A 19,225-nucleotide genomic window follows, 5' to 3' on the forward strand; every position below is an offset into this window, starting at 1 on the left:
GCCGTTGCCCATTCCGTCCGATCTCCACCATGTCCGCTACCTTCGAACGCAAGCTGATCACCCGTGATGCTCTCGTCGCGCTGCGCGCGTCGCTGCCGTCGCCCGTCGTGTTCACCAACGGCGTCTTCGACATCCTGCACCGCGGCCACGTCACGTATCTCGCCGATGCGAAAGCGCTCGGCGCGTGCCTGATCGTCGGCGTGAACAGCGATGCGTCGGTGCGCATGCTCGGCAAGGGCGACGACCGGCCGATCAACCGAGAAGAAGACCGCGCGGCACTGCTCGCGGCGCTGGAAAGCGTCGACTGGGTCGTGACGTTCGGGGAACAGACGCCGGTGTCGCTGATCGAGGCCGTCCGTCCGGACATCCTCGTGAAGGGCGGCGACTACGACATGGATGCGCTGCCGGAATCGGCGCTCGTGCGCGGCTGGGGCGGCCGTGCGCTGGCGATTCCGTTCGAGCACGACCGCTCGACCACCGCGTTGTTGAAGAAGGTGCGCGCGCAGCAGTCCTGAGCGCGGCCCGGCGCCGTCAGGGCGCGGATGCCGCGAGCGGCGCGGTCGTGATGGCTGGCGGCGCGATCGGGCCACCGACGACGGGTTGGTCGGTCGCCTGCGCGAGCGGCGTCACGCGCAGCGCATCGGGCCGGACCTGCCGCGACAGCACGCCGGGTTCGCGCGGGCCGGCCGACGGCAGCGGCCCGAACACGCCGCGCGCCACCACGAACGCGAGCATGTTGGCGAGAAAGAGAACAGCGATCAGCCAGCGCAGCATCGTCGAAACTCCTTGTCGTCATCGACGTCGTTCACGTCATTCAGTCGAGCCGGCCGCGTGGCCGGCTTTTTCATGGCTTCCGCCGGTCGATTGCGCGGGCTGTTGCAGCCGCCCCGCGCATCTCGCTTCGTCAGCGTGCCGCATGTCCGTCCGGACCCGCGTCGCCACGCACCGGCGCGATGCCCGCGCCTGTTCCGTCAATCCTGCGCGGCTTCGGCCGCGATCAACGCGAGCCCGGACAGGATCAGTGCATCGTGCCGCGTATGCGGGACCGTCAGCGCGCGCGCGACGTCGTCCGCCGCGCCGCCGGCCAGCACGAGTCGCACGGGCGCCTGCCACGCTTCGGCAAGGTCGCGCCAGGCGCGTTCGATCAGCCCGGCCTGCGCATACAGGCAGCCGGCCGACAGCGAGCGTGGCGTATCGACCTGGAACGGCTCGGTCTGCGCGCCCGCGAGCAGGCCGCTCGCGATATCGGTGGTCAGCGTCGGCAACTGCGCGGTGTGCGTGCCGAGCGCGCGCATCATCAGCGCCCAGCCCGGCGCGATCAGCCCGCCCGTGAAGCGGCCGTCCGCGCGCAGCGCCTCGAGCGTCGTCGCGGTGCCGAACGTCGCGATCAGCAGATGCTCGCCCGGAAATGCTGTATGTGCGCCGATCAGGCCGGCCCAGCGATCGCTGCCGAGCTGCTCGGGCGTCGTATAGCCGTTCGTCACGCCGCATTGCGTGGGCCGCGAGCGGATCGTCGTACGTGGCAGCCCCGGCCAGCGCGCATCGAGCAGCGCGTCGATCCGCGCGGCGACGTCGGCGCCCGCGACGTTCGAGATCCAGGCGCCGCGCGGCTGCGGCAGATGCGACCAGTCGGGATCGGCGCCGCCATCGCGCGCGTGGCCGAACGCGCCCGTGTCGACGAGCGTGCGCTGCGCGTCGGCGAGCGCCCACTTGATCCGGCTGTTGCCGGCGTCGATCAGCAGGTGCGGCTCGCTCATTGCGCTTCGCGCAGCGACACGTCGCCGGCCGCGATCGTCTGCACGCCGTTCGGCGTGTCGAGCAGCAGTTGCCCGGTCGCATCGATGCCCGTCGCGATGCCGCGCGCGCGTTCGACGCCCTGTTCGAGCAGCACGACTTCGCGGCCTGCGTATGCGTGCAGCGCGTGCCAGCGCGGCAGGAACGGCGCGAGGCCGTCGGTGCCGAACTGCGCGAGTGCGGGCGTGAGTGCGTTCAGCGACGCGGCGAGCGTATCGGTGAGGTTGGCCGACGCGCACGCGATCGACAGCGCGGCCGGCGGCAGCCCGCTCGCGAGCGTCGCTTCGCGCGCACGCAGCGCATCGACCTGCGCGGCGACGGCCTCCGCGCCGCGCACGTTGATGCCGAAGCCGATCACGACGGCGGTGGCGTCGGCGGTGGTCCAGACGGTTTCGATCAGGATCCCGGCGAGCTTGCCGACGATGCGCGGCGCGCCGTCGTCGGTGGCCGTCAGCAACAGGTCGTTCGGCCATTTGAGCGCCACGCGCGAGCGGGCGTCGAGCGGCAGCGCAGCCAGCCCTTCGGCGAGCGCGACGCCGATCGCGATGCTGAGGCCGCCGAGCGCGTCGACGGGGCGCGGCACGATGCAGCCGACCGAGCACAGCAACGCATTGCCGGGCTGCGCGAACCACGGGCGGCCCTGCCGGCCGCGGCCGGCCGTCTGCTCGAACGCGACGCGTACGAGCGGCGCGGGCAGTGCCTTTGCGTTGCGCGGCAGCGCCTTGAGCCGCGTCGCGACGTCGGCGTTGGTCGAGCCGGTGGCGGCGACGATGTCGAGCGGCCACGCGCGCGGCGCGGCGTCCAGATGGGCCTCGAGCCGGTTGCGCGCGATGTGCGCGTCGCCGGATTCGGGCGTGTCGGAGGAGGTGGGGGCGTTCATGGCGCCTATTGTAGCGACAGGGGGCGCTGGCAGGCGCCGGACGCCGCGCGCAACCAGCGGGGCGGCGCGCGCCGCCGCGCGGCTCAGTGCTGTTCCATCCGCTCCAGCGCCTTGATGTCTTCCTCGGTCGTCATTTCGCACGCGAGCAGCGTCTTGCCCTTCAACGCCGGGCCCTGACGGGCCGACACGAGGATCAGCGCGCCACCCGGGCCGCGGACGCTCAGCCGGCGCGAATAGCCGACGGACGACGCGCCCAGCAGGTGACCCTTCTCTAGCGTGAGCTGGTAGCGCTCGGCGAGCCGGCCGGCGACTTCACCGTCGACGAGCACGCCGATGCCGGTACTCAAGAACACGACGTGCTGGGTCGTGAAGCCGTCGCGGCGGATCGGTTCCGGCAGACGATAGACGTCGGCGCCGAGCATCGACTGGTCCGGCTTCGGATCGGCCGCCTTCGCGGTGTTGTAGATCGAATCCATCAGGTCCGACGTGAACGGCGGCTTGCAGAGCGCGGCGTTGAAGATGTCGTAGTGGGCGGGCGGTGCGGCGAGTGCCGCGAGCGGGGCGGCCGCGACGGAAATGACGGCCAGGCCGAGGGCGGCGCGAAGCCGCGACAGGCGATCGGACATGATGCAGTTCTCTCGGGTTTTATTGTGAGGCTGCATGTTAAGGCATTGCGGCGAGCGTATCGCGCCAGCGCCCCGCGACCGATTCCGTTTCCGGACGATCGATGCGCGGGGCGTCGGGTCAAGCGTGTCGCGGAAGACCTGCCGTCACGGCGCGACGACCGGGTGCTTAAGCGCATGCGCGGTCTCGATCCACTGCGCGTGGAACTCGTCCGCGTCGGGCTTGAGCCCGAGCTCGCCGTTGCGATAGGCCATCGCGAGCGTCTGCACGGCTTCCGGCAATTCGTGCTCGGCCGCCCGGCGATACAGCGCCAGTGCGCGCGCGTCGTCGCGCGGCACGCCGCTGCCGTCGCGGTACGCATTGGCGAGCATGAAGTCCGCGGCCGGGATGTCGGCTTGCGACGCGACCTCGAACCAGTGCGCGGCCTGCACCGGATCGGCGGCGATGCCGTAGCCGCTGCGATAGATCAGCCCGAGGTAATACGCCGCGGCCGGGTCGCCCTGTCCGGCCGCTTCGCCGAGCAGCGCGCGGGCGCGCACGTAATCCTTCGGGATGTCGCCGCTGCCGAGCAGCATCGCCTTGCCGAGCGCGAGCTGCGCGCGCCGTGCGGCCGGCGCGTCGGCCTTGCTGTCGGCCGTCGCGGCGGTTTCCAGCCAGCCGCGCCCTTCGTCGCGCAGCCCTGGTTCGCGCGCGTCGACGAGCGCGATGCCGAGCGCCGCCTGCGCGGCGCCCGAGCCGCGGCGCGCGAGCGTGCGCAACTGCGCCAGCGCGTGCGGCTCGGTGGCCTGCGTGACCATCGCCTGCCACTCGTCGAGCTGCGCGGCGCTCGGCGCGGGGCCGGTGCCGCGCAGGCCGGTCGCAGCGACCACGGCCGCGACGGTTACGGCCGCCGCCGCGAGCAGCGCGGCCGGCGGGAGTTTCGTGCGCAGCACGCGCCGCGCGGCGGCGGCGAGGCCGGGTTCGGCCGGCCGCATCGTCCGGATCGGTTGCATCGCGTGTCTCATTGCGTGAGGTCGATCTCGTAGGTGGCGAGGTTCTTGCCCGAGCCGTCGTCGGCCGCGACCTGCGTGATGCCGGTGAGGCCGGCCGCTGCTGCGTCGCCCAGACGGTTCTGCGCGGACGCGAACTGCACGTGCGCGACCGAGCTCGCGAGCTTCGTGAAGCGCCAGCTGCGCTGCGCGCCGTCCGCCGTGCGCGTGATCGCGCCTCGTTTCTTGATGAACGAGATCAGCACGTCGCGGTTCGCATCGGGCGACGCGAAGATCGTCTTGCTGCCGTCGAGGCCCGGGAAGTTGCCGCCGCCGCTCGCGCGGTAGTTGTTGGTCGCGACGATGAACTGCGCGTTCGGATCGATCGGCGCGCCCTTGTACGTCAGGTTCTTGATGCGGCTGCCGAGCGGCTGCGTGACGTCGATTTCATACGCGAGATCGGCCGACGTGAACATGTCGAAGTTGTAACCGGGGAAGGTGCTGACGAGCGGCTGCACGGTCGCCTTGGTCGGGTCGATCCGGTTGAAGCGCTTCGCGGCCGTCTCGAGCCAGTTCTTGACGTCGGCGCCGCTCACCTTCACCGCATAGACGGTGTTCGGATACAGGTACAGGTCGGCCGCGTTGTTGATCGCGAGCGCGCCCGGCGCGACGTCCGTATAGTCGGTGCCGCCGCCGAAGCCGCTCTTGAACGGCGCGCTGACCGACAGCACCGGCAGCGACGCGTACTGCGGCAGGTTCGCCTGCACGTAGGTCTTCACGTAGTCGGCCTGCGCTTCGTTGACGATCTGGATCGCGCCCGGATCGCCGACATCCGCGAAGTACGAGTTCATCCGGTAGTCGGTCGAGCCGATCGGCGTCTTCACGTAGTCGATCGTCGCCTGGTGCTCGGCGGCGATCGCGGCGGAAACCGACGGGTCGGCCGCGACGTAGCTCTTGTCGGCGTTCTGGGTCGAGCGCGCCTCGACGGTCGTCTGCGACTTGTCGACGCTCCACGTCTTGCCGTCGAACTTCAGGCCGAGCTTGATCACACCGAGGTGCTTGCCCCAGTAGTTGGCCATCACGGTCGGCACGCCGTTGACGGTGCCCTTGACCTTGTCGACGCCCGGCAGGTTGAACTGCGACACGGTGCTGTTCGCGTCCGGGAACACCTGGTGCGAGTGGCCGATCAGCATTGCGTCGATGCCCGTCACCTTCGACAGCCACCAGCTGCCGTTTTCCATCGTCGGCGAGTACGCGGAATTGTCGAGGCCGCCATGCGAGATCGCGACGACGAGATCGGCACCCTTCGCGCGCATTTCCGGAATGTACTTCTCGGCCGCTTCCTTCAGGCCGGTCGTGTAGACCTTGCCGTCGAGCCAGCGCTTGTCCCAGTTCATGATCGCGGGCGGCGTGAAGCCGATGATGCCGATCTTCACGGGCGCGCTGACCGTCTTGCCGTCCGGCGTCGTGGCCGTCACGGTGCGGGTCAGGATCGTGTACGGCGTGAACAGCGGTGCGTTGGTCTTCGCGCTGATCACGTTCGCGAGCACCTGCGGGAAGTTCGGGCCCGCGCACTTCTTCTGCTGGGCCGGCGCCGGCAGGCCGTCGACCTCGAACGTGTTGCCGGTCACCTGCGACAGGTACGGCAGCCCGTAGTTGAATTCGTGGTTGCCGATCCCGCCGCCGTCGAATTTCGCGGCGTTCATCACCTTGTAGATCGCGAGCGTCTGGTCGCAGCCGACCGGCTTCACGAGCGCCTGGTAGTCCGACAGCGCGGTGCCCTGGATCGTGTCGCCGTTGTCGAGCAGCAGCGTGTTCGGGTACTGCTTGCGCGCCTGGGCGATCAGCGTCGACACGCGCTCGAAACCGAGCGAATTGTCGGCGGCGAGTTTGAAATAGTCATACGACAGCACGTTGGTGTGCAGATCGGTCGTCTCGAGCAGCGCGAGCGTGGCCGTCGTGCCGACGGGCGCCTGGGCCTGCGGCTGCGACGGTGGCGTGGCGGTGACGTCGTCGCCGCCACAGCCGGCGAGGGTGAAGGCGAGGCTGGCGAGCGCGGCGGCGGCCGGTACGTGCCGGCGGGAAAGCGGGGGGAAACGCATCGGTTGTCCTGTTCGGTGTTCTGTTTTATGAATCGCGAGGGATGCAGCGAATGGCGGCGCGGGGCGCCGACGGCCTGATGTGCGGCGCGTGAGAGTATCGAAAGGAAACGTGACGGAAGAATGAAAGGTCGCGAAGCAGGCAACGTCCCGTCGGCGCGGCCCCGGCGCCCTGGCTGCGTGCCCCGTGCCGGGCGCCCCGGCTGTGCGCCCCGGCGAAAATCCTCACGTCGCGGCTCCGGGCGGTTCGCTACAATGGCCGCTGTCATCCTTTTGCAAACAACCTGCCCTTGGACTTCGAGACTCCTCCCGGCCTGTCGGTCGACGCCGGCGGTCAGGGCCAGACGGTGCGCCTGTACGGCCAGTGGACCGCGCTCGCGCTTGCGCGCAATCGCGGCGCCGTGGCGCGCCGCGTCGCGAGCATCGCCACCGGGCGCGTGAGCGATTGGGATCTGTCCGGCATCGAGCGGCTCGACCACGTCGGCGGCCAGGCGCTGTGGCGCGTGTGGGGCCGCAAGCTGCCGGCCGGCGTCGAGCTGAGCGCCACGCAGCGCACGATCTTCGAGCGCATCGAACGGCTCGACAGCGAGCGCGAGGCGCCGGAGCGCGTCGTGCGCTTCGATCCCGTCACGCGGCTCGGCCAGGCGATCTTCGCGTTCGGCGAGCACCTGCAGGGCGGCATCGCGATGTTCGGTCTCGTGATCCTCGATGCGCTGTCGGTACTGCGCCGCCCGAAGACGATGCCGTGGAAGGAAACCTCGGCGAACATCTACAGCGCCGGCGCGCAGGCGCTGCCGATCACCGCGCTCGTCGCGTTCCTGATCGGCATCGTGCTCAGCTACCTGTCCGCACAGCAGTTGCAGATGTTCGGCGCGAACCGCTACATCGTGAACATCCTCGGGTTGTCGGTGATCCGCGAGCTCGGCCCCGTGCTGTCGGCGATCCTCGTCGCGGGCCGCTCAGGCTCGGCGATCACCGCGCAGATCGGCGTGATGCGCGTGACCGAGGAGCTCGACGCGATGCGCGTGATGGGCATCCCGCACGGGCTGCGGCTGATCCTGCCGCGCGTGCTCGCGCTCGGCGTTGCAATGCCGCTGCTCGTGATGTGGACCAACATCATCGCGCTGACGGGCGGCGCCCTTGCCGCGAAGCTCGTGCTCGGGATCGACGTCAACTATTTCGTGCGCTCGCTGCCGGGCGTCGTGCCGATCGCGAACCTGTACATCGGCGTCGGCAAGGGCGTCGTGTTCGGCATGTTGATCGCGCTGGTCGCATGCCATTTCGGCTTCCGGATCAAGGCGAATTCGCAGAGCCTCGGCGAAGGCACGACCACGTCGGTCGTGTCGTCGATCACGGTCGTGATCCTCGCCGACGCGGTGTTCGCGATCCTGTTCCAGAACGTGGGGCTCGGATGAACGCATCGAACGAAACGTCCGCGCATGCGGCGGTCGTCGGCGCCGGTTCAGGCGGCACGCAGCCGGCCGCGGGGGCCGATGCCGGCGACCTCGTGATCGAGGTGCGCAACCTGACCAAGCGCTACGGGCGCAACATCATTCACCAGAAGCTCGACTTCGACGTGCGGCGCGGCGAGATCGTGGCGATCGTCGGCGGCTCGGGCTCCGGCAAGACCACGCTCGTGCGGCAGATCCTCGGCCTCGAGCGGCCGACGTCGGGCACGATCAAGGTGTTCGGCGAAGATACCGCGACGATCGACGACGCGAGCGCGCGGATGATGCGCACGCGCTCGGGGATGCTGTTCCAGCAGGGTGCGCTGTTCTCGTCGATGACGGTGTTCGACAACGTCGCGCAGCCGCTGCGCGAGCTTGGCCGCGTGCCGCCGGACCTGCTGCACGACATCGTGATGCTGAAGCTCGAGATGGTCGGCCTGCCGTGCAAGCATGCGTCGAAGATGCCGGCCGCGCTGTCGGGCGGGATGGTGAAGCGGGTCGGCATCGCGCGCGCGATCGCGCTCGAGCCCGAGCTGCTGTTCCTCGACGAGCCGACGGCCGGCCTCGATCCGCAGGCGTCGGACGAATTCGTCGAGCTGATCGCGACGCTGCACCGCACGCTCGGGCTGACCGTCGTGATGGTGACGCACGACCTCGACACGATGGTCGCGCTGTCGACGCGTGTCGCGGTGCTGGCCGACCGCAAGGTGCTGGTCGCCGCGCCGGTCGAGGAGGCCGCGAACGTCGACCACCCGTTCATCCACGAATATTTCCTGGGGCTGCGCGGGCGCCGCGCATTGCAGGCGCTGCCGCCCGAACGGCGCGCGAAGCTGCCGAAGGCGGCCCTCGAACCGGCGCTGTCGAGCGTCGAGCTGTAGGAACGAAGGAATCCGCGAATGGAAAACAAATCACATGCGTTCTGGGCCGGCCTGTTCACGATCGCGCTGACGCTCGCGATCGCGGGCACCGTGTTCTGGTTCAACGTCGACCGCACCGTGCGCGTGCCGTACGACCTGCTCGCGCGCACCAACGTGACGGGGCTGTTCCCGGACGCGGCCGTGCGCTTTCGCGGCCTCGATGTCGGCAAGGTGCAGTCGATCGGCTTCGATCGCACGCATCCGGGCCAGATCCGGATCCGCATCCTCGTCGATCACGACGCGCCGATCACGCAGTCGACCTACGGCAGCCTCGGCTTTCAGGGCGTGACGGGGATCGCGTTCGTGCAGCTCGAGGATACGGGGCGCGACCTGGCGCCGCTGCCGTCGTCGACGAAGTCGATTGCGCAGATCCCGATGCGGCCGAGCCTGTTCGACCAGATCCAGGAGCGCGGCGACGTGCTGCTGCGGCAGCTCGAACTGGCGGCCAAGAGCGCGAATGCGCTGATGTCGCCCGAGATGCGCGAGCAGTTGCGTGCGACGGCCGAGAGCCTGCAGCACGCGGCCGACGGCGCGACGACGCTGACGAAGCAGCTCGGCCCGGCAGTCACCGCGCTGCCGGAAACGATGCACGAGGTGAATCGCGCGATGGCGTCGGCAAACACGCTGCTGCAGCCGAACGGGCCGCTCGTGTCGAACCTGAACAAGGCCGGCACTGCCGCCGAGCAGGTCGGCGTCGCGCTGAACGATCTCAACGCGCGCGTGCAGTACGACACGCTGCCGCGTTTCAATACGCTGGCCGGCAGCGTCGGCGACGCGTCGCGACAATTGAAGGACGTGGCCGGTGAACTCGGCCGCAACCCGCGCAGTCTGTTGTTCGGTTCGCCCGGCGCGGCGCCGGGGCCCGGCGAAGCGGGCTTCGTCTGGCCCGGTGCGACGGCCGGGAAGTGAAGCGCAAACCCATCGATCGTCCGGCCGGAAACGGCCGGGTCATGACGCCCATCGAAACCGGAAACATCATGCAGGAACACGCCATGCCACGAATCCTTGACCGCGCGCTGCGTCCCGCCGCGGCCGCGCTTGCCGTGCTGACGCTCGCGCTGGCGGCCGGCTGTGCCGGCAACGGCGCGGTGCTGTCGAATGTCCGCTACGACCTCGGGCCCGCCTCATCGGTCGTGACGGCCGGTTCGGGCCCCGCGCTGAAGGTGCTCGACGTCGCCGCACCCGACGCGCTCGACTCGGACAAGTTCGCGTACCGCCTCGCGTACGCGGACGCGCAGCATGTGGCCGTCTATCGCGACAGCCGCTGGACCGCGCCGCCCGCGCAACTGCTCACGCAGCGGCTGCGCGGCGCGTTGTCGTCGCGCGGCGCGGTGCTCGAAGGGTCCGACGGCGTACGCGCGCCGACCCTCAAGGTCGACCTGAACGAATTCGAGCAGGTGTTCGACGGGCAGTCGCAGAGCCACGGCGCCGTCACCGCGCGCGCGACGCTGACGCTCGACGGCAAGGTGCTCGGTCAGCGCACGTTCGTCGCGCGCGCCCCGTCGAGCACGCCGGACGCGGCCGGCGGCGCACGCGCGCTCGCGACCGCGAGCGACGAGCTCGTGTCGCAGATCGCCGCGTGGGTCGGCATGCAGGCGTACGCGGGCACCCCGTGACGCGCGCCGCGCAGCCGCGATGAACGCGGCCGGCACGCATCGCGCATCGCCGCTCGCGCGGCAGGCCTTTGCCGCTTACGCGGCGCTCATCGTCTACGCGTCGCTGTATCCGTTCGAAGGCTGGGTGTCGCTCGGCATCGGGCCGTTCGATTACCTGTTCGCGCCGATGCAGCGCTACGTGACCGCGTTCGATGTAGTCACGAACGTGCTCGGCTATCTGCCGTTCGGCGCGCTCGGCGTGCTCGCGCTGCACCCGCGCTGGCGCGGCGTGGCCGCGACGCTGATCGCGGGCGGGCTCGGCGTGCTGCTGTCGGGCTCGATGGAAGCGCTGCAGACCTACCTGCCGACGCGGGTCGCGTCGAATCTCGATCTTGGCGCCAACGCGCTCGGCGCGCTGCTGGGCGCGGCGCTCGTCGCGCCGGCCACGGGCGCGCTGCTCGACCGCGGCGCGCTGCGCCGGCTGCGTTTCGCGTGGTTCGAGGCCGACGGCGCGACGCCACTGCTGCTGGCCGCGCTGTGGCCGTTCGCGATCCTGTTTCCGTCGCCGTTCCTGTTCGGCATCGGCGACTGGCCGGCCGCGCTGTGGGAGCGTGCCGACGCGTCGATGCAGGGCACGCTGCTCGCGTGGCTGCCGGCTGCCTGGCGCGTGAGCGAATGGCCCGAGCGGGTCGACGGCTGGCTGTCCGATTCCGCGTGGGAGGCCACGCTCGGCGGGCTGATGCTGTTCGCCGCGCTGACGATCGCGTCGCTCGCGATGCGGCCGCGCGCGCCGCGCATCCGGCTGCTGATCGCGCTGGTGGCCGCCACGCTGGTGCTGAAGGCTGCCGCGACGTTCATGCAGTCGGCCACCGGCCTCGTCGTCGTGTGGGCGACGCCCGGCGCGCGGCTCGGCATCGAGCTCGGCTTCGCCGCGGCGCTCGTTGCGCTGCGCGTGCCGCAGACGTGGCGTGCGACGCTCGCGGCGCTTGCGCTGCTGGCCGGCGTGGCGCTCGTGAACCTGCTGCCGGTCAATCCGTTCTTCGACTTCACGCTGTCGGGCTGGCGGCAGGGACGTTACGTGCACTTCAACAGCATCGCGCGCTGGCTCGCGTGGATCTGGCCCTATGCGGCGCTGATCTGGCTCGGCCAACGCGTCGAGCACGCTTGGCTGCCGGCTGCGCTGCGCCGCTGACGCGATGGTCCGGGCCACACGGCGGCGGCCGTATCGCGGGCAGCCGTGCGCGCCGGTCGCTATAATCTTCGGGATGAATGCAGTGTTCGGCACCAATCGGCACTGGTGTGCGGCGCCTTCGCACCCGTGGCCGCGTTGCAGATCTTCGCGAGGCCACCCGGCATCGCTGCGGTTTGCGCGTTGCCACGAGCACGAGTCCGCTGGCACATAAGCGCCGCCTGGGCACCGAACACGACACGCCCGTCGCCCCGCGCGACGGCAATCGCTCCTCTTTCCGCACGGCCTCGCGCCGGGCCGCTCGCCACCATCATGGATTCCTACTACCAGCACCACGTCTTCTTCTGCCTGAACCAGCGCGAACCCGGCGCCGAACGCCCGAGCTGCGCGCAATGCGACGCGCAGACCATGCAGGAATACGCGAAAAAGCGCGTGAAGGAACTCGGCCTCGCGGGGCCCGGCAAGGTTCGCATCAACAAGGCCGGCTGCCTCGACCGCTGCGAGGAAGGGCCCGTGATGGTCGTGTATCCGGAAGGCACGTGGTACACGTACGTCGACCAGGCCGACATCGACGAGATCGTCGAATCGCACCTGCGCGACGGCAAGGTCGTCGACCGCCTGAAGATCTGAGCGGGCCGGCCGAATGAACGTACATACGCAGAAATCGCTGATCGCGGGTCCGGTCGGGCAGATCGAAATCGCGGTCGACCTGCCGGACGCCATGCGCGAAAGCGGCGCCGCACCGCGGGGCATCGCGCTGGTCGCGCATCCGCATCCGCTGTTCGGCGGCACGATGGACAACAAGGTCGCGCAGACGCTCGCGCGCACGCTCGTGCAACTGAACTACGTCGTCTACCGGTCGAACTTCCGCGGTGTCGGTGCAACCGAAGGCGTGCACGACAACGGCACCGGCGAAGCCGACGACCTCGTGGCGGTGCTCGCGCACATGCGCGCTCAGCCCGCTTATGCGGACCTGCCGCTCGTGCTCGCGGGCTTCTCGTTCGGCACCTTCGTGCTGTCGCACGTCGCGAAGCGGCTGCGCGACGCGGGCGAGTCGATCGAGCGGATGGTGTTCGTCGGCACGGCCGCGAGCCGCTGGCAGGTGGCCGACGTGCCCGAGAACACCCTCGTGATCCACGGCGAAACCGACGACACGGTGCCGATCGCGTCGGTGTACGACTGGGCGCGGCCGCAGGAGCTGCCGGTCGTCGTGATCCCCGGCGCCGAGCATTTCCTCCATCGCAAGCTGCACGTGCTGAAGCGCATCATCGTCGACGCATGGCGCTGACCGGCATGCGGGCGCCGGCGTAAGCGTCGGCGGCCCGTCCCGCGCACCGGCACCCGGCCGGACGCGCGACCCTTCCCGAACCCTCGCGCGACATCGGGCCGCACCACGCGGCGCGGCGCCTGCCGCACGACGGCGCAACCCCACTTGCACACCGCCTGCACGCGCCTTTCGCGCGGCTTCGAGTGCGCCTGCCCGCCGCATGCGCGCGCTATGCTCCCGAAGCCGGTGTGTGGCCGTCCGGCGCCAGGTTCGCGAAAACGCCCTGCGCGGCCACGTATAATGGCCGCATTCCGCGTCGCCCGCGGCCCGGCTGGGCCCATGCGGCGCTCGTTTCGCCGCCTGTCCGCCCGCTCGCGACGGCCGCGAACCGAACGCGTCCGCACGAGTCCAACCGGCGCGTTTCGCGCCGCCCGACGATGTCGGGCGCGTGCCCGGAACGCCCGCCGCCTTGCCGTTCAACCCTGCGCGTTTCGCACCGCACTTTCTGCCATCAGCCTGAATCGATCATGCGTCTGTCTCCCCAAGGCCTCAAGTCCCTCGCTTCCTCCATCGCCTTCGGCACCGCCGCGCGCAACGTCGCGCTCGGCGTGATGCTGCCCGTCGCGCTCGCGTCGACGATCGTCGTCGCCGAGGCGAAGCCGGCCGCCAAGGCCAAGGCCGCGCATGCGGCGCCGGCCGCCGAGCAGTTCACCGGCGCGCCCGCAACCTACATGCCGGGTGCGGTGCCGCCGCCGGGCGTGAACGCACGCTCGTGGGTGCTCGTCGACGCGACCAGCAACACGGTGCTCGCATCGGGCAATGCCGACGAACGTGTCGAGCCCGCGTCGCTGACGAAGCTGATGACGGCGTACCTCGTGTTCGAGGCGCTCGACAAGAAGAAGATCTCGATGGAGCAGATCGTCACGCCGAGCGACGCCGTGCGCCGCGTCGGCCGCGACGAATCGCGCATGTTCATCGAGGCGAACAAGCCGGTGTCCGTGCATGACCTCGTGTACGGGATGATCATCCAGTCGGGCAACGATGCCGCGATCGCGCTGGCCGAACTCGTCGGCGGCAGCGAAGGGCAATTCGTCACGCTGATGAACGACGAGGCGCAGCGCCTCGGCATGAAGGGGACGCACTTCGCCGACGTGAACGGCATGCCCGACCCGAACCACTACACGACGGCCGGCGACCTCGCGAAGCTGTCCGCACACCTGATCCGCGATTTTCCGCAGTACTACAGCATCTTCTCGGAGAAGGAATTCAAGTACAACAACATCCGCCAGGGCAACCGCAACCGCCTGCTGTGGCTGGATCCGACGGTCGACGGCCTGAAGACGGGCCATACGCAGGCGGCCGGCTATTGCCTGATCGCGTCGGCGAAGCGCGCGATCCCGGGTGTGGATGGCCAGCGCCGCCTGGTGTCGGTGATGATGGGTGAGCAGAAGGAAGGCGAGCGCACGCAGGACAGCATGAAGATGCTGAACTACGGCTACAGCGCGTTCGATTCGGTGCGCCTGTTCAAGGGCGGCCAGGCGATGTCGACGCCGCGCATCTACAAGGGCAAGGAAAACACCGTACAGGTCGGCGTGAAGGGTGACCAGTGGGCGACCGTGCCGCGCGGCCTCGGCGACAAGGTCAAGACCGAAGTCGACGTGAACGCGCCGCTGATCGCGCCGCTCGCGGAAGGCCAGCAGGTCGGCACCGTGAAGATCGTCGCCGACGGCAAGACGCTGTCCGAATTCCCGGTCGTCGCGCTGCAGGCGGTGCCGGAAGCGGGTATCTTCGGGCGTATCTGGGACTCGATCCTGCTGATGTTCAGCAAGAAGAAGTAAGCCCGACGGGCCTTTGTTTTTACGACTTCATCCCCATCTGTCATCACTATGAGCCAAGCCGAATTCGAACCGATCGTCTACCTCAGCGTCTCGGCGCAGGAGGAAATGGTGCCGCTGTCGGAAGCCCGTGTCCCGGTGCTCGACCGCGGGTTCATCTTCGGCGATGGCGTGTATGAAGTCGTCCCCGTTTATGCGCATGACGGCGCGCACGTACCGTTCCGGATCGACCAGCATCTGGCACGGCTCGCGCGCAGCCTGAAAAAGATCGGCATCGACGATCCGCACGACGCGGCCGGCTGGCGCGCGCTGATCGAGCGCGTGGTCGAGGCCAATGCCGAAGGCCTCGGCGACGGCAACGCGCTCGTCTACCTGCAGGTGACGCGCGGCGTCGCGAAGCGCGGCCACGCGTTCCCCGCGAACGCGGTGCCGACGGTGTTCGCGATGACGAGCCCGCTGCGCCTGCCGCCGGAAGAAGAGCGCGCGAAGGGCGTGCGCTGCGTGACGGCCGAGGATCGCCGCTGGCTGCATTGCGACATCAAGTCGATCTCGCTGCTCGGCAACGTGCTGATGGCGCAGCATGCGGCGGAACACGATGCGTTCGAGACGCTGCAGTTGCGCGACGGCTACCTGACCGAAGGTTCGTCGTCGAACGTGTGGATCGTGAAGAACGGCGAGCTGCTCGCGCCGCCGCGCAGCAACAAGATTCTCGAAGGGATCCGCTACGCGCTGATCGAGGAGCTGGCCGACGCATGCAAGATCCCGTTCGTCGCGCGCGAGATCAGCGAAGTGGAGTTGCGCGCGGCCGACGAGATCATGATTACGTCGGCCACGAAGGAAGTGCTGCCCGTCACGTCGCTCGACGATCTGCCCGTCCAGGGCGGCAAGCCGGGCCCCGTGTTCGCGGCGTTGTATGACGCGTACCAGCGTGCGAAGGCACGCGAGTTTGAACAGTTTGACCTAACCCGGAGAAAATGATGAGCGAACCGACCAAAACCATCGAGGTGACCGGCGCGATCGATACCCGGAAGGAGTCGCTGCTGGAGTTTCCGTGCGATTTCCCGATCAAGATCATGGGCAAGGCGCACCCGGAGTTCAAGGACACGATCTTCAAGGTCGTGGCCGTTCACGACAACGAGATCGATGTCGAGAAGATCGAGGAGCGCGCGTCGAGCGGCGGCAATTACACGGGCCTCACGATCACCGTGCGCGCGACGAGCCAGGAACAGCTCGACAACATCTATCGCGCACTGACCGGCCATCCGATGGTCAAGGTCGTACTCTGAGCGAAAGCGCTTTCCATCCTCCTTCCTGCGCGCACTCGGCGGGGGTCTTCCCCGCCGCGCGCCGCGCGTCCAGCTCGTCGCACAGCCGCTTGTATTCGGCGACTTCCTGAAGCAGCCAGGTCCTGAATGCCTGCACGCGCGGCGTGTTCAGGAGCGGCGGCGGACACACGAAAAAATAGTGCCACGGGCTCGGCCCGTCGATGTCGAACAGGCGCACGATGCGCCCGTCGAGCAGGTCGTGTACCGCGAGCGAGCGGCGCACCAGCGCGATGCCCTGGCCGTCGATCGCGGCCAGCAGCAGGTTCGACGAATCCTGGTACAGAATCCCCCGTTTTGGCTCGGTCAGCGTCTTGAGCCCGGCCGCGTCGAACCACGGCCGCCACAGCTCGTCATCCGAGCGCAGCAGGTTGTAGTGCACGAGATCGGCGGGCGTTTGCGGCAGCTTGCCGCCGTTCAGCGTCGGCGAGCACGCCGGAAAGAACACCTCGTCGAACATCGGCTCGACATGCAGCCCCGGATAGTTGCCGTGGCCGAAGCGGATCGCGAGGTCGACGTCGTCGCGTGCGAAATCGGTGAGTGAGTTGGTCGACTGCAGCTCGACGTCGATTTCCGGGTGCCGCTCGATGAACGAGCCGATGCGCGGCGTGATGAAGCGCGCGGCGAACGACGACAGCATCGACACCACGAGCCGCCGGTCGCGGTCGCTCGCGCGCACGTCGCGCGTCGCGTCGGCGATCACCATCAGCGCGGTGCGGATCTGCTGCGCGTAGCGCATGCCGGCGTCGGTCAGGCACAGCCGCTTGCCGTTGCGCGTGAACAGCTGCACGCCGAGTTCCTCTTCGAGCGCGCGAACCTGGTGGCTGACCGCGCCGTGCGTGACGAACAGCTCGTCGGCGGCGCGCGAGAAATTCTCGTGACGGGCGGCGGCTTCGAACGCGCGAATCGCGTTCAGCGCAGGTAGCTGGCGGAGGTCCATTTGCTAATTTTCCTCACATCGACGTGAAAATTGGTCGTTTTGTCAGACGCCTTGAAGTGACTACGATTGTAGCCATCGAAGCATTTATTGGCGGAGGCGATCATGCAAGAAATTTCTTCAAGCATCACGTTCGAAATCCCGGTGGGCGAAACGGTGCCGATGAAGGTGCAACGCAGCACGCGGCTGATCGTTCAATGCGGGCCGGTCTGGGCCACGCGCAGCAACGACGTCGACGACTACTTCCTGGTCGATGGCGAAACGCTGAAGCTGCGCCGTGGCGAGCGGCTGTGGCTCAGCGCGGAAGGCCGGGAGGGCGCGCGCGTCGCGTTCTCGGTGTCGCGGCCGCCCAGGGAAGTGGCGCTCGGCGGGCTGGCACGCCTGCGCGAACGCGTAACCGCGCTGATCCACGACGGCTGGCGTACGGTCTGACCTTCATTTCGTCCGACGGATACTGACAATCCGTCCCTTTCCAAGCCCGGCGAGACCCATGGGTTTTCGGTAAACTACCGCCCATGTCCGTTTCGCCGGTTTCCATCGTGTCCACGCCTGTCGCCGTTTCCGCATCGCCCGCCGACTCCCCGGCCCAGCCGGTCACCGTGCGCTGGCGGGGCCTCGAGGCCTACGAGACGAGCTTCGACGCGATGCGCGCGTTCACCGACACGCGCACGGCCGACACCGGCGACGAGATCTGGGTGGTCGAGCATCCGCCCGTCTACACGCTCGGCCAGGCCGGCGACCCGGCCCACCTGCTGGTGGCCGACAGCGGCGTGCCGCTCGTAAAGGTCGACCGCGGCGGACAAATCACCTACCACGGCCCCGGCCAGATCGTCGTCTACCTGCTGCTGGACCTGCGCCGGCGCAAGCTGATGGTGCGTACGCTCGTGACGAAGATCGAGGAGGCCGTGATCGAAACCCTCGCGGCGTATAATCTCGCTTCGGTCCGCAAGGCGGGCGCGCCCGGGATCTACGTGGCGTCCGGCGTGCACGAGGGCGCGAAAATCGCGGCCCTCGGCCTGAAGATCCGCAACGGCTGCAGCTATCACGGGCTGAGCCTGAACGTGAAGATGGATCTGCGCCCGTTTCTTGCGATCAACCCGTGCGGCTATGCCGGACTGGAAACTGTCGACATGGCGAGCCTCGAGGTTGCCGCCGACTGGAACGACGTCGCCCATACGCTGGTGCGCCGTCTGATCGCCAACCTCGACGGCGCATCCGCGGCCGCCGACAAGCCGCAGGCACTGGAACAATCGAATGACTGACGTTACCGCTTCTCCCGCACCGGCCGATTCGGCCGCCACCGCAGCGTACGATCCGACCGCCAAGCAGAAGGCGCAGGCGAAGACGGCGCGCATCCCGATCAAGGTCATTCCGATCGAGAAGCTGAAGAAGCCCGAGTGGATTCGCGTGAAAGCGGCCACCGGCAGTTCGCGCTTCAACGAGATCAAGACGATCCTGCGCGAGCACAACCTGCATACGGTGTGCGAGGAAGCGAGCTGCCCGAACATCGGCGAATGCTTCGGCAAGGGCACCGCGACGTTCATGATCATGGGCGACAAGTGCACGCGCCGCTGCCCGTTCTGCGACGTCGGCCACGGCCGTCCCGATCCGCTCGACGCGGATGAACCGAAGAACCTCGCGCGCACGATCGCCGCGCTGAAGCTCAAGTACGTGGTGATCACGAGCGTCGACCGCGACGACCTGCGCGACGGCGGCGCCGCCCACTTCGTCGAGTGCATCCGCGAAACGCGCGCGCAGTCGCCGGACACGCGCATCGAGATCCTGACGCCGGATTTCCGCGGCCGTCTCGACCGCGCAATCTCGATCCTGAACGCTGCACCGCCGGACGTGATGAACCACAACCTCGAAACGGTGCCGCGCCTGTACAAGGAAGCGCGCCCGGGTTCGGACTACGCGCACTCGCTGAAGCTGCTGAAGGATTTCAAGGCGCTGCATCCGAACGTCGCGACGAAGTCGGGCCTGATGGTCGGCCTCGGCGAGACGGAAGAGGAAATCCTGCAGGTGATGCGCGACCTGCGCGCGCACGACGTCGACATGCTGACGATCGGCCAGTACCTGCAGCCGTCCGAGCACCACCTGCCGGTGCGTGCGTACGTGCATCCGGATACGTTCAAGATGTACGAGGAAGAGGCGTACAAGATGGGCTTCACGCACGCGGCCGTCGGCGCGATGGTGCGTTCGAGCTATCACGCGGATCTGCAGGCGCACGGGGCCGGCGTGGTCTGAGCGTCGCGATCCCGCTGCTGTCTCACGCAGTCGAAAAAGCCCGCAGCGATGCGGGCTTTTTTGTTGCTGCTGACCCGTCCTGAAATAGGTTGACACTTTTTCG

21 protein-coding genes are annotated in these 19,225 nt (G+C 68.7%); 14 read left to right on the forward strand and 7 right to left on the reverse strand.

Annotation, left to right across the window (positions count from 1 at the left end):
- Positions 1–29 precede the first annotated feature (29 nt).
- Positions 30–515, forward strand: a complete 486-nt coding sequence (rfaE2, locus tag U5809_RS29115) for a D-glycero-beta-D-manno-heptose 1-phosphate adenylyltransferase (RefSeq protein WP_176049559.1) — start codon at positions 30–32, stop codon at positions 513–515.
- 16 nt (positions 516–531) lie between these two features.
- Here the strand turns inward: rfaE2 and U5809_RS29120 are convergent, their stop codons facing one another.
- The 6 genes from U5809_RS29120 to U5809_RS29145 form a co-directional block, all read right to left on the reverse strand.
- Complete coding sequence (locus U5809_RS29120) at positions 532–774, reverse strand: hypothetical protein (RefSeq protein WP_136472664.1); 243 nt, start codon at positions 772–774, stop codon at positions 532–534.
- A gap of 197 nt (positions 775–971) precedes the next feature.
- Positions 972–1,757: a type III pantothenate kinase gene (locus tag U5809_RS29125; protein WP_322089048.1), complete on the reverse strand. Its 786-nt coding sequence runs from the start codon at positions 1,755–1,757 to the stop codon at positions 972–974.
- A complete protein-coding gene (locus tag U5809_RS29130) occupies positions 1,754–2,674 on the reverse strand; it encodes a biotin--[acetyl-CoA-carboxylase] ligase (protein WP_282506065.1) in 921 nt (306 codons plus the stop codon). The genes U5809_RS29125 and U5809_RS29130 overlap by 4 nt, the downstream gene beginning before the upstream one ends.
- An 83-nt stretch (positions 2,675–2,757) precedes the next feature.
- Positions 2,758–3,300 (reverse strand): hypothetical protein, encoded by a 543-nt coding sequence (locus tag U5809_RS29135; protein WP_322089049.1) that lies wholly within the window; start codon positions 3,298–3,300, stop codon positions 2,758–2,760.
- A gap of 144 nt (positions 3,301–3,444) precedes the next feature.
- Positions 3,445–4,290, reverse strand: a complete 846-nt coding sequence (locus tag U5809_RS29140) for a tetratricopeptide repeat protein (RefSeq protein ID WP_322089050.1) — start codon at positions 4,288–4,290, stop codon at positions 3,445–3,447.
- Between the two features lie 8 nt (positions 4,291–4,298).
- On the reverse strand, positions 4,299–6,368 hold the full coding sequence (locus tag U5809_RS29145; protein ID WP_282506062.1) for a bifunctional 2',3'-cyclic-nucleotide 2'-phosphodiesterase/3'-nucleotidase: 2,070 nt from the start codon (positions 6,366–6,368) through the stop codon (positions 4,299–4,301).
- 287 nt (positions 6,369–6,655) lie between these two features.
- Between U5809_RS29145 and U5809_RS29150 the strand changes: the two genes are divergently transcribed.
- From U5809_RS29150 to U5809_RS29195, 10 genes are all read left to right on the forward strand, one after another.
- Complete coding sequence (locus U5809_RS29150; RefSeq protein ID WP_176049566.1) at positions 6,656–7,780, forward strand: MlaE family ABC transporter permease; 1,125 nt, start codon at positions 6,656–6,658, stop codon at positions 7,778–7,780.
- On the forward strand, positions 7,777–8,691 hold the full coding sequence (locus tag U5809_RS29155; RefSeq protein WP_322089051.1) for an ABC transporter ATP-binding protein: 915 nt from the start codon (positions 7,777–7,779) through the stop codon (positions 8,689–8,691). The genes U5809_RS29150 and U5809_RS29155 overlap by 4 nt, the downstream gene beginning before the upstream one ends.
- An 18-nt stretch (positions 8,692–8,709) precedes the next feature.
- Positions 8,710–9,639 (forward strand): MlaD family protein, encoded by a 930-nt coding sequence (locus U5809_RS29160; protein WP_282506060.1) that lies wholly within the window; start codon positions 8,710–8,712, stop codon positions 9,637–9,639.
- Between the two features lie 68 nt (positions 9,640–9,707).
- Complete coding sequence (locus tag U5809_RS29165; RefSeq protein WP_415877966.1) at positions 9,708–10,346, forward strand: ABC-type transport auxiliary lipoprotein family protein; 639 nt, start codon at positions 9,708–9,710, stop codon at positions 10,344–10,346.
- 19 nt (positions 10,347–10,365) lie between these two features.
- Positions 10,366–11,517, forward strand: a complete 1,152-nt coding sequence (locus U5809_RS29170) for a VanZ family protein (protein ID WP_322089053.1) — start codon at positions 10,366–10,368, stop codon at positions 11,515–11,517.
- 309 nt (positions 11,518–11,826) lie between these two features.
- On the forward strand, positions 11,827–12,144 hold the full coding sequence (locus U5809_RS29175) for a (2Fe-2S) ferredoxin domain-containing protein (RefSeq protein ID WP_011694422.1): 318 nt from the start codon (positions 11,827–11,829) through the stop codon (positions 12,142–12,144).
- A 13-nt stretch (positions 12,145–12,157) separates the two neighbouring features.
- A complete protein-coding gene (locus U5809_RS29180) occupies positions 12,158–12,802 on the forward strand; it encodes an alpha/beta hydrolase (protein ID WP_176049571.1) in 645 nt (214 codons plus the stop codon).
- A 506-nt stretch (positions 12,803–13,308) separates the two neighbouring features.
- The gene (locus tag U5809_RS29185) at positions 13,309–14,619 is read left to right on the forward strand and encodes a D-alanyl-D-alanine carboxypeptidase family protein (RefSeq protein WP_176049572.1); all 1,311 of its coding nucleotides are present in this window, start codon (positions 13,309–13,311) and stop codon (positions 14,617–14,619) included.
- Positions 14,620–14,667: 48 nt separating this feature from the next.
- The gene (locus U5809_RS29190; RefSeq protein WP_282506056.1) at positions 14,668–15,594 is read left to right on the forward strand and encodes a D-amino acid aminotransferase; all 927 of its coding nucleotides are present in this window, start codon (positions 14,668–14,670) and stop codon (positions 15,592–15,594) included.
- Positions 15,594–15,902 carry a YbeD family protein gene (locus U5809_RS29195; RefSeq protein WP_011353335.1) on the forward strand — a complete coding sequence of 103 codons (309 nt, stop codon included), beginning with the start codon at positions 15,594–15,596 and terminating at the stop codon, positions 15,900–15,902. Before U5809_RS29190 ends, U5809_RS29195 begins: the two co-directional genes overlap by 1 nt.
- Here U5809_RS29195 and U5809_RS29200 read toward each other — a convergent pair.
- On the reverse strand, positions 15,886–16,878 hold the full coding sequence (locus tag U5809_RS29200) for a transcriptional regulator GcvA (protein WP_322089054.1): 993 nt from the start codon (positions 16,876–16,878) through the stop codon (positions 15,886–15,888). The two genes, U5809_RS29195 and U5809_RS29200, sit on opposite strands and share 17 nt — an antisense overlap.
- 102 nt (positions 16,879–16,980) lie before the next feature.
- On the opposite strand from U5809_RS29200, the gene U5809_RS29205 reads away from it, so the two are divergent.
- The 3 genes from U5809_RS29205 (at position 16,981) to lipA (ending at position 19,122) form a co-directional block, all read left to right on the forward strand.
- Entirely contained in the window at positions 16,981–17,307 is a 327-nt protein-coding gene (locus tag U5809_RS29205; RefSeq protein WP_176049575.1) for a DUF2917 domain-containing protein, read from the forward strand.
- Between the two features lie 83 nt (positions 17,308–17,390).
- Positions 17,391–18,137: a lipoyl(octanoyl) transferase LipB gene (gene lipB, locus U5809_RS29210; RefSeq protein ID WP_176049576.1), complete on the forward strand. Its 747-nt coding sequence runs from the start codon at positions 17,391–17,393 to the stop codon at positions 18,135–18,137.
- Entirely contained in the window at positions 18,130–19,122 is a 993-nt protein-coding gene (gene lipA / locus U5809_RS29215) for a lipoyl synthase (protein WP_282506053.1), read from the forward strand. The genes lipB and lipA overlap by 8 nt, the downstream gene beginning before the upstream one ends.
- Positions 19,123–19,225 lie beyond the last annotated feature (103 nt).

The organism is Burkholderia sp. BCC1999, from assembly GCF_905339975.1.
Classification (GTDB): Bacteria; Pseudomonadota; Gammaproteobacteria; order Burkholderiales; family Burkholderiaceae; genus Burkholderia.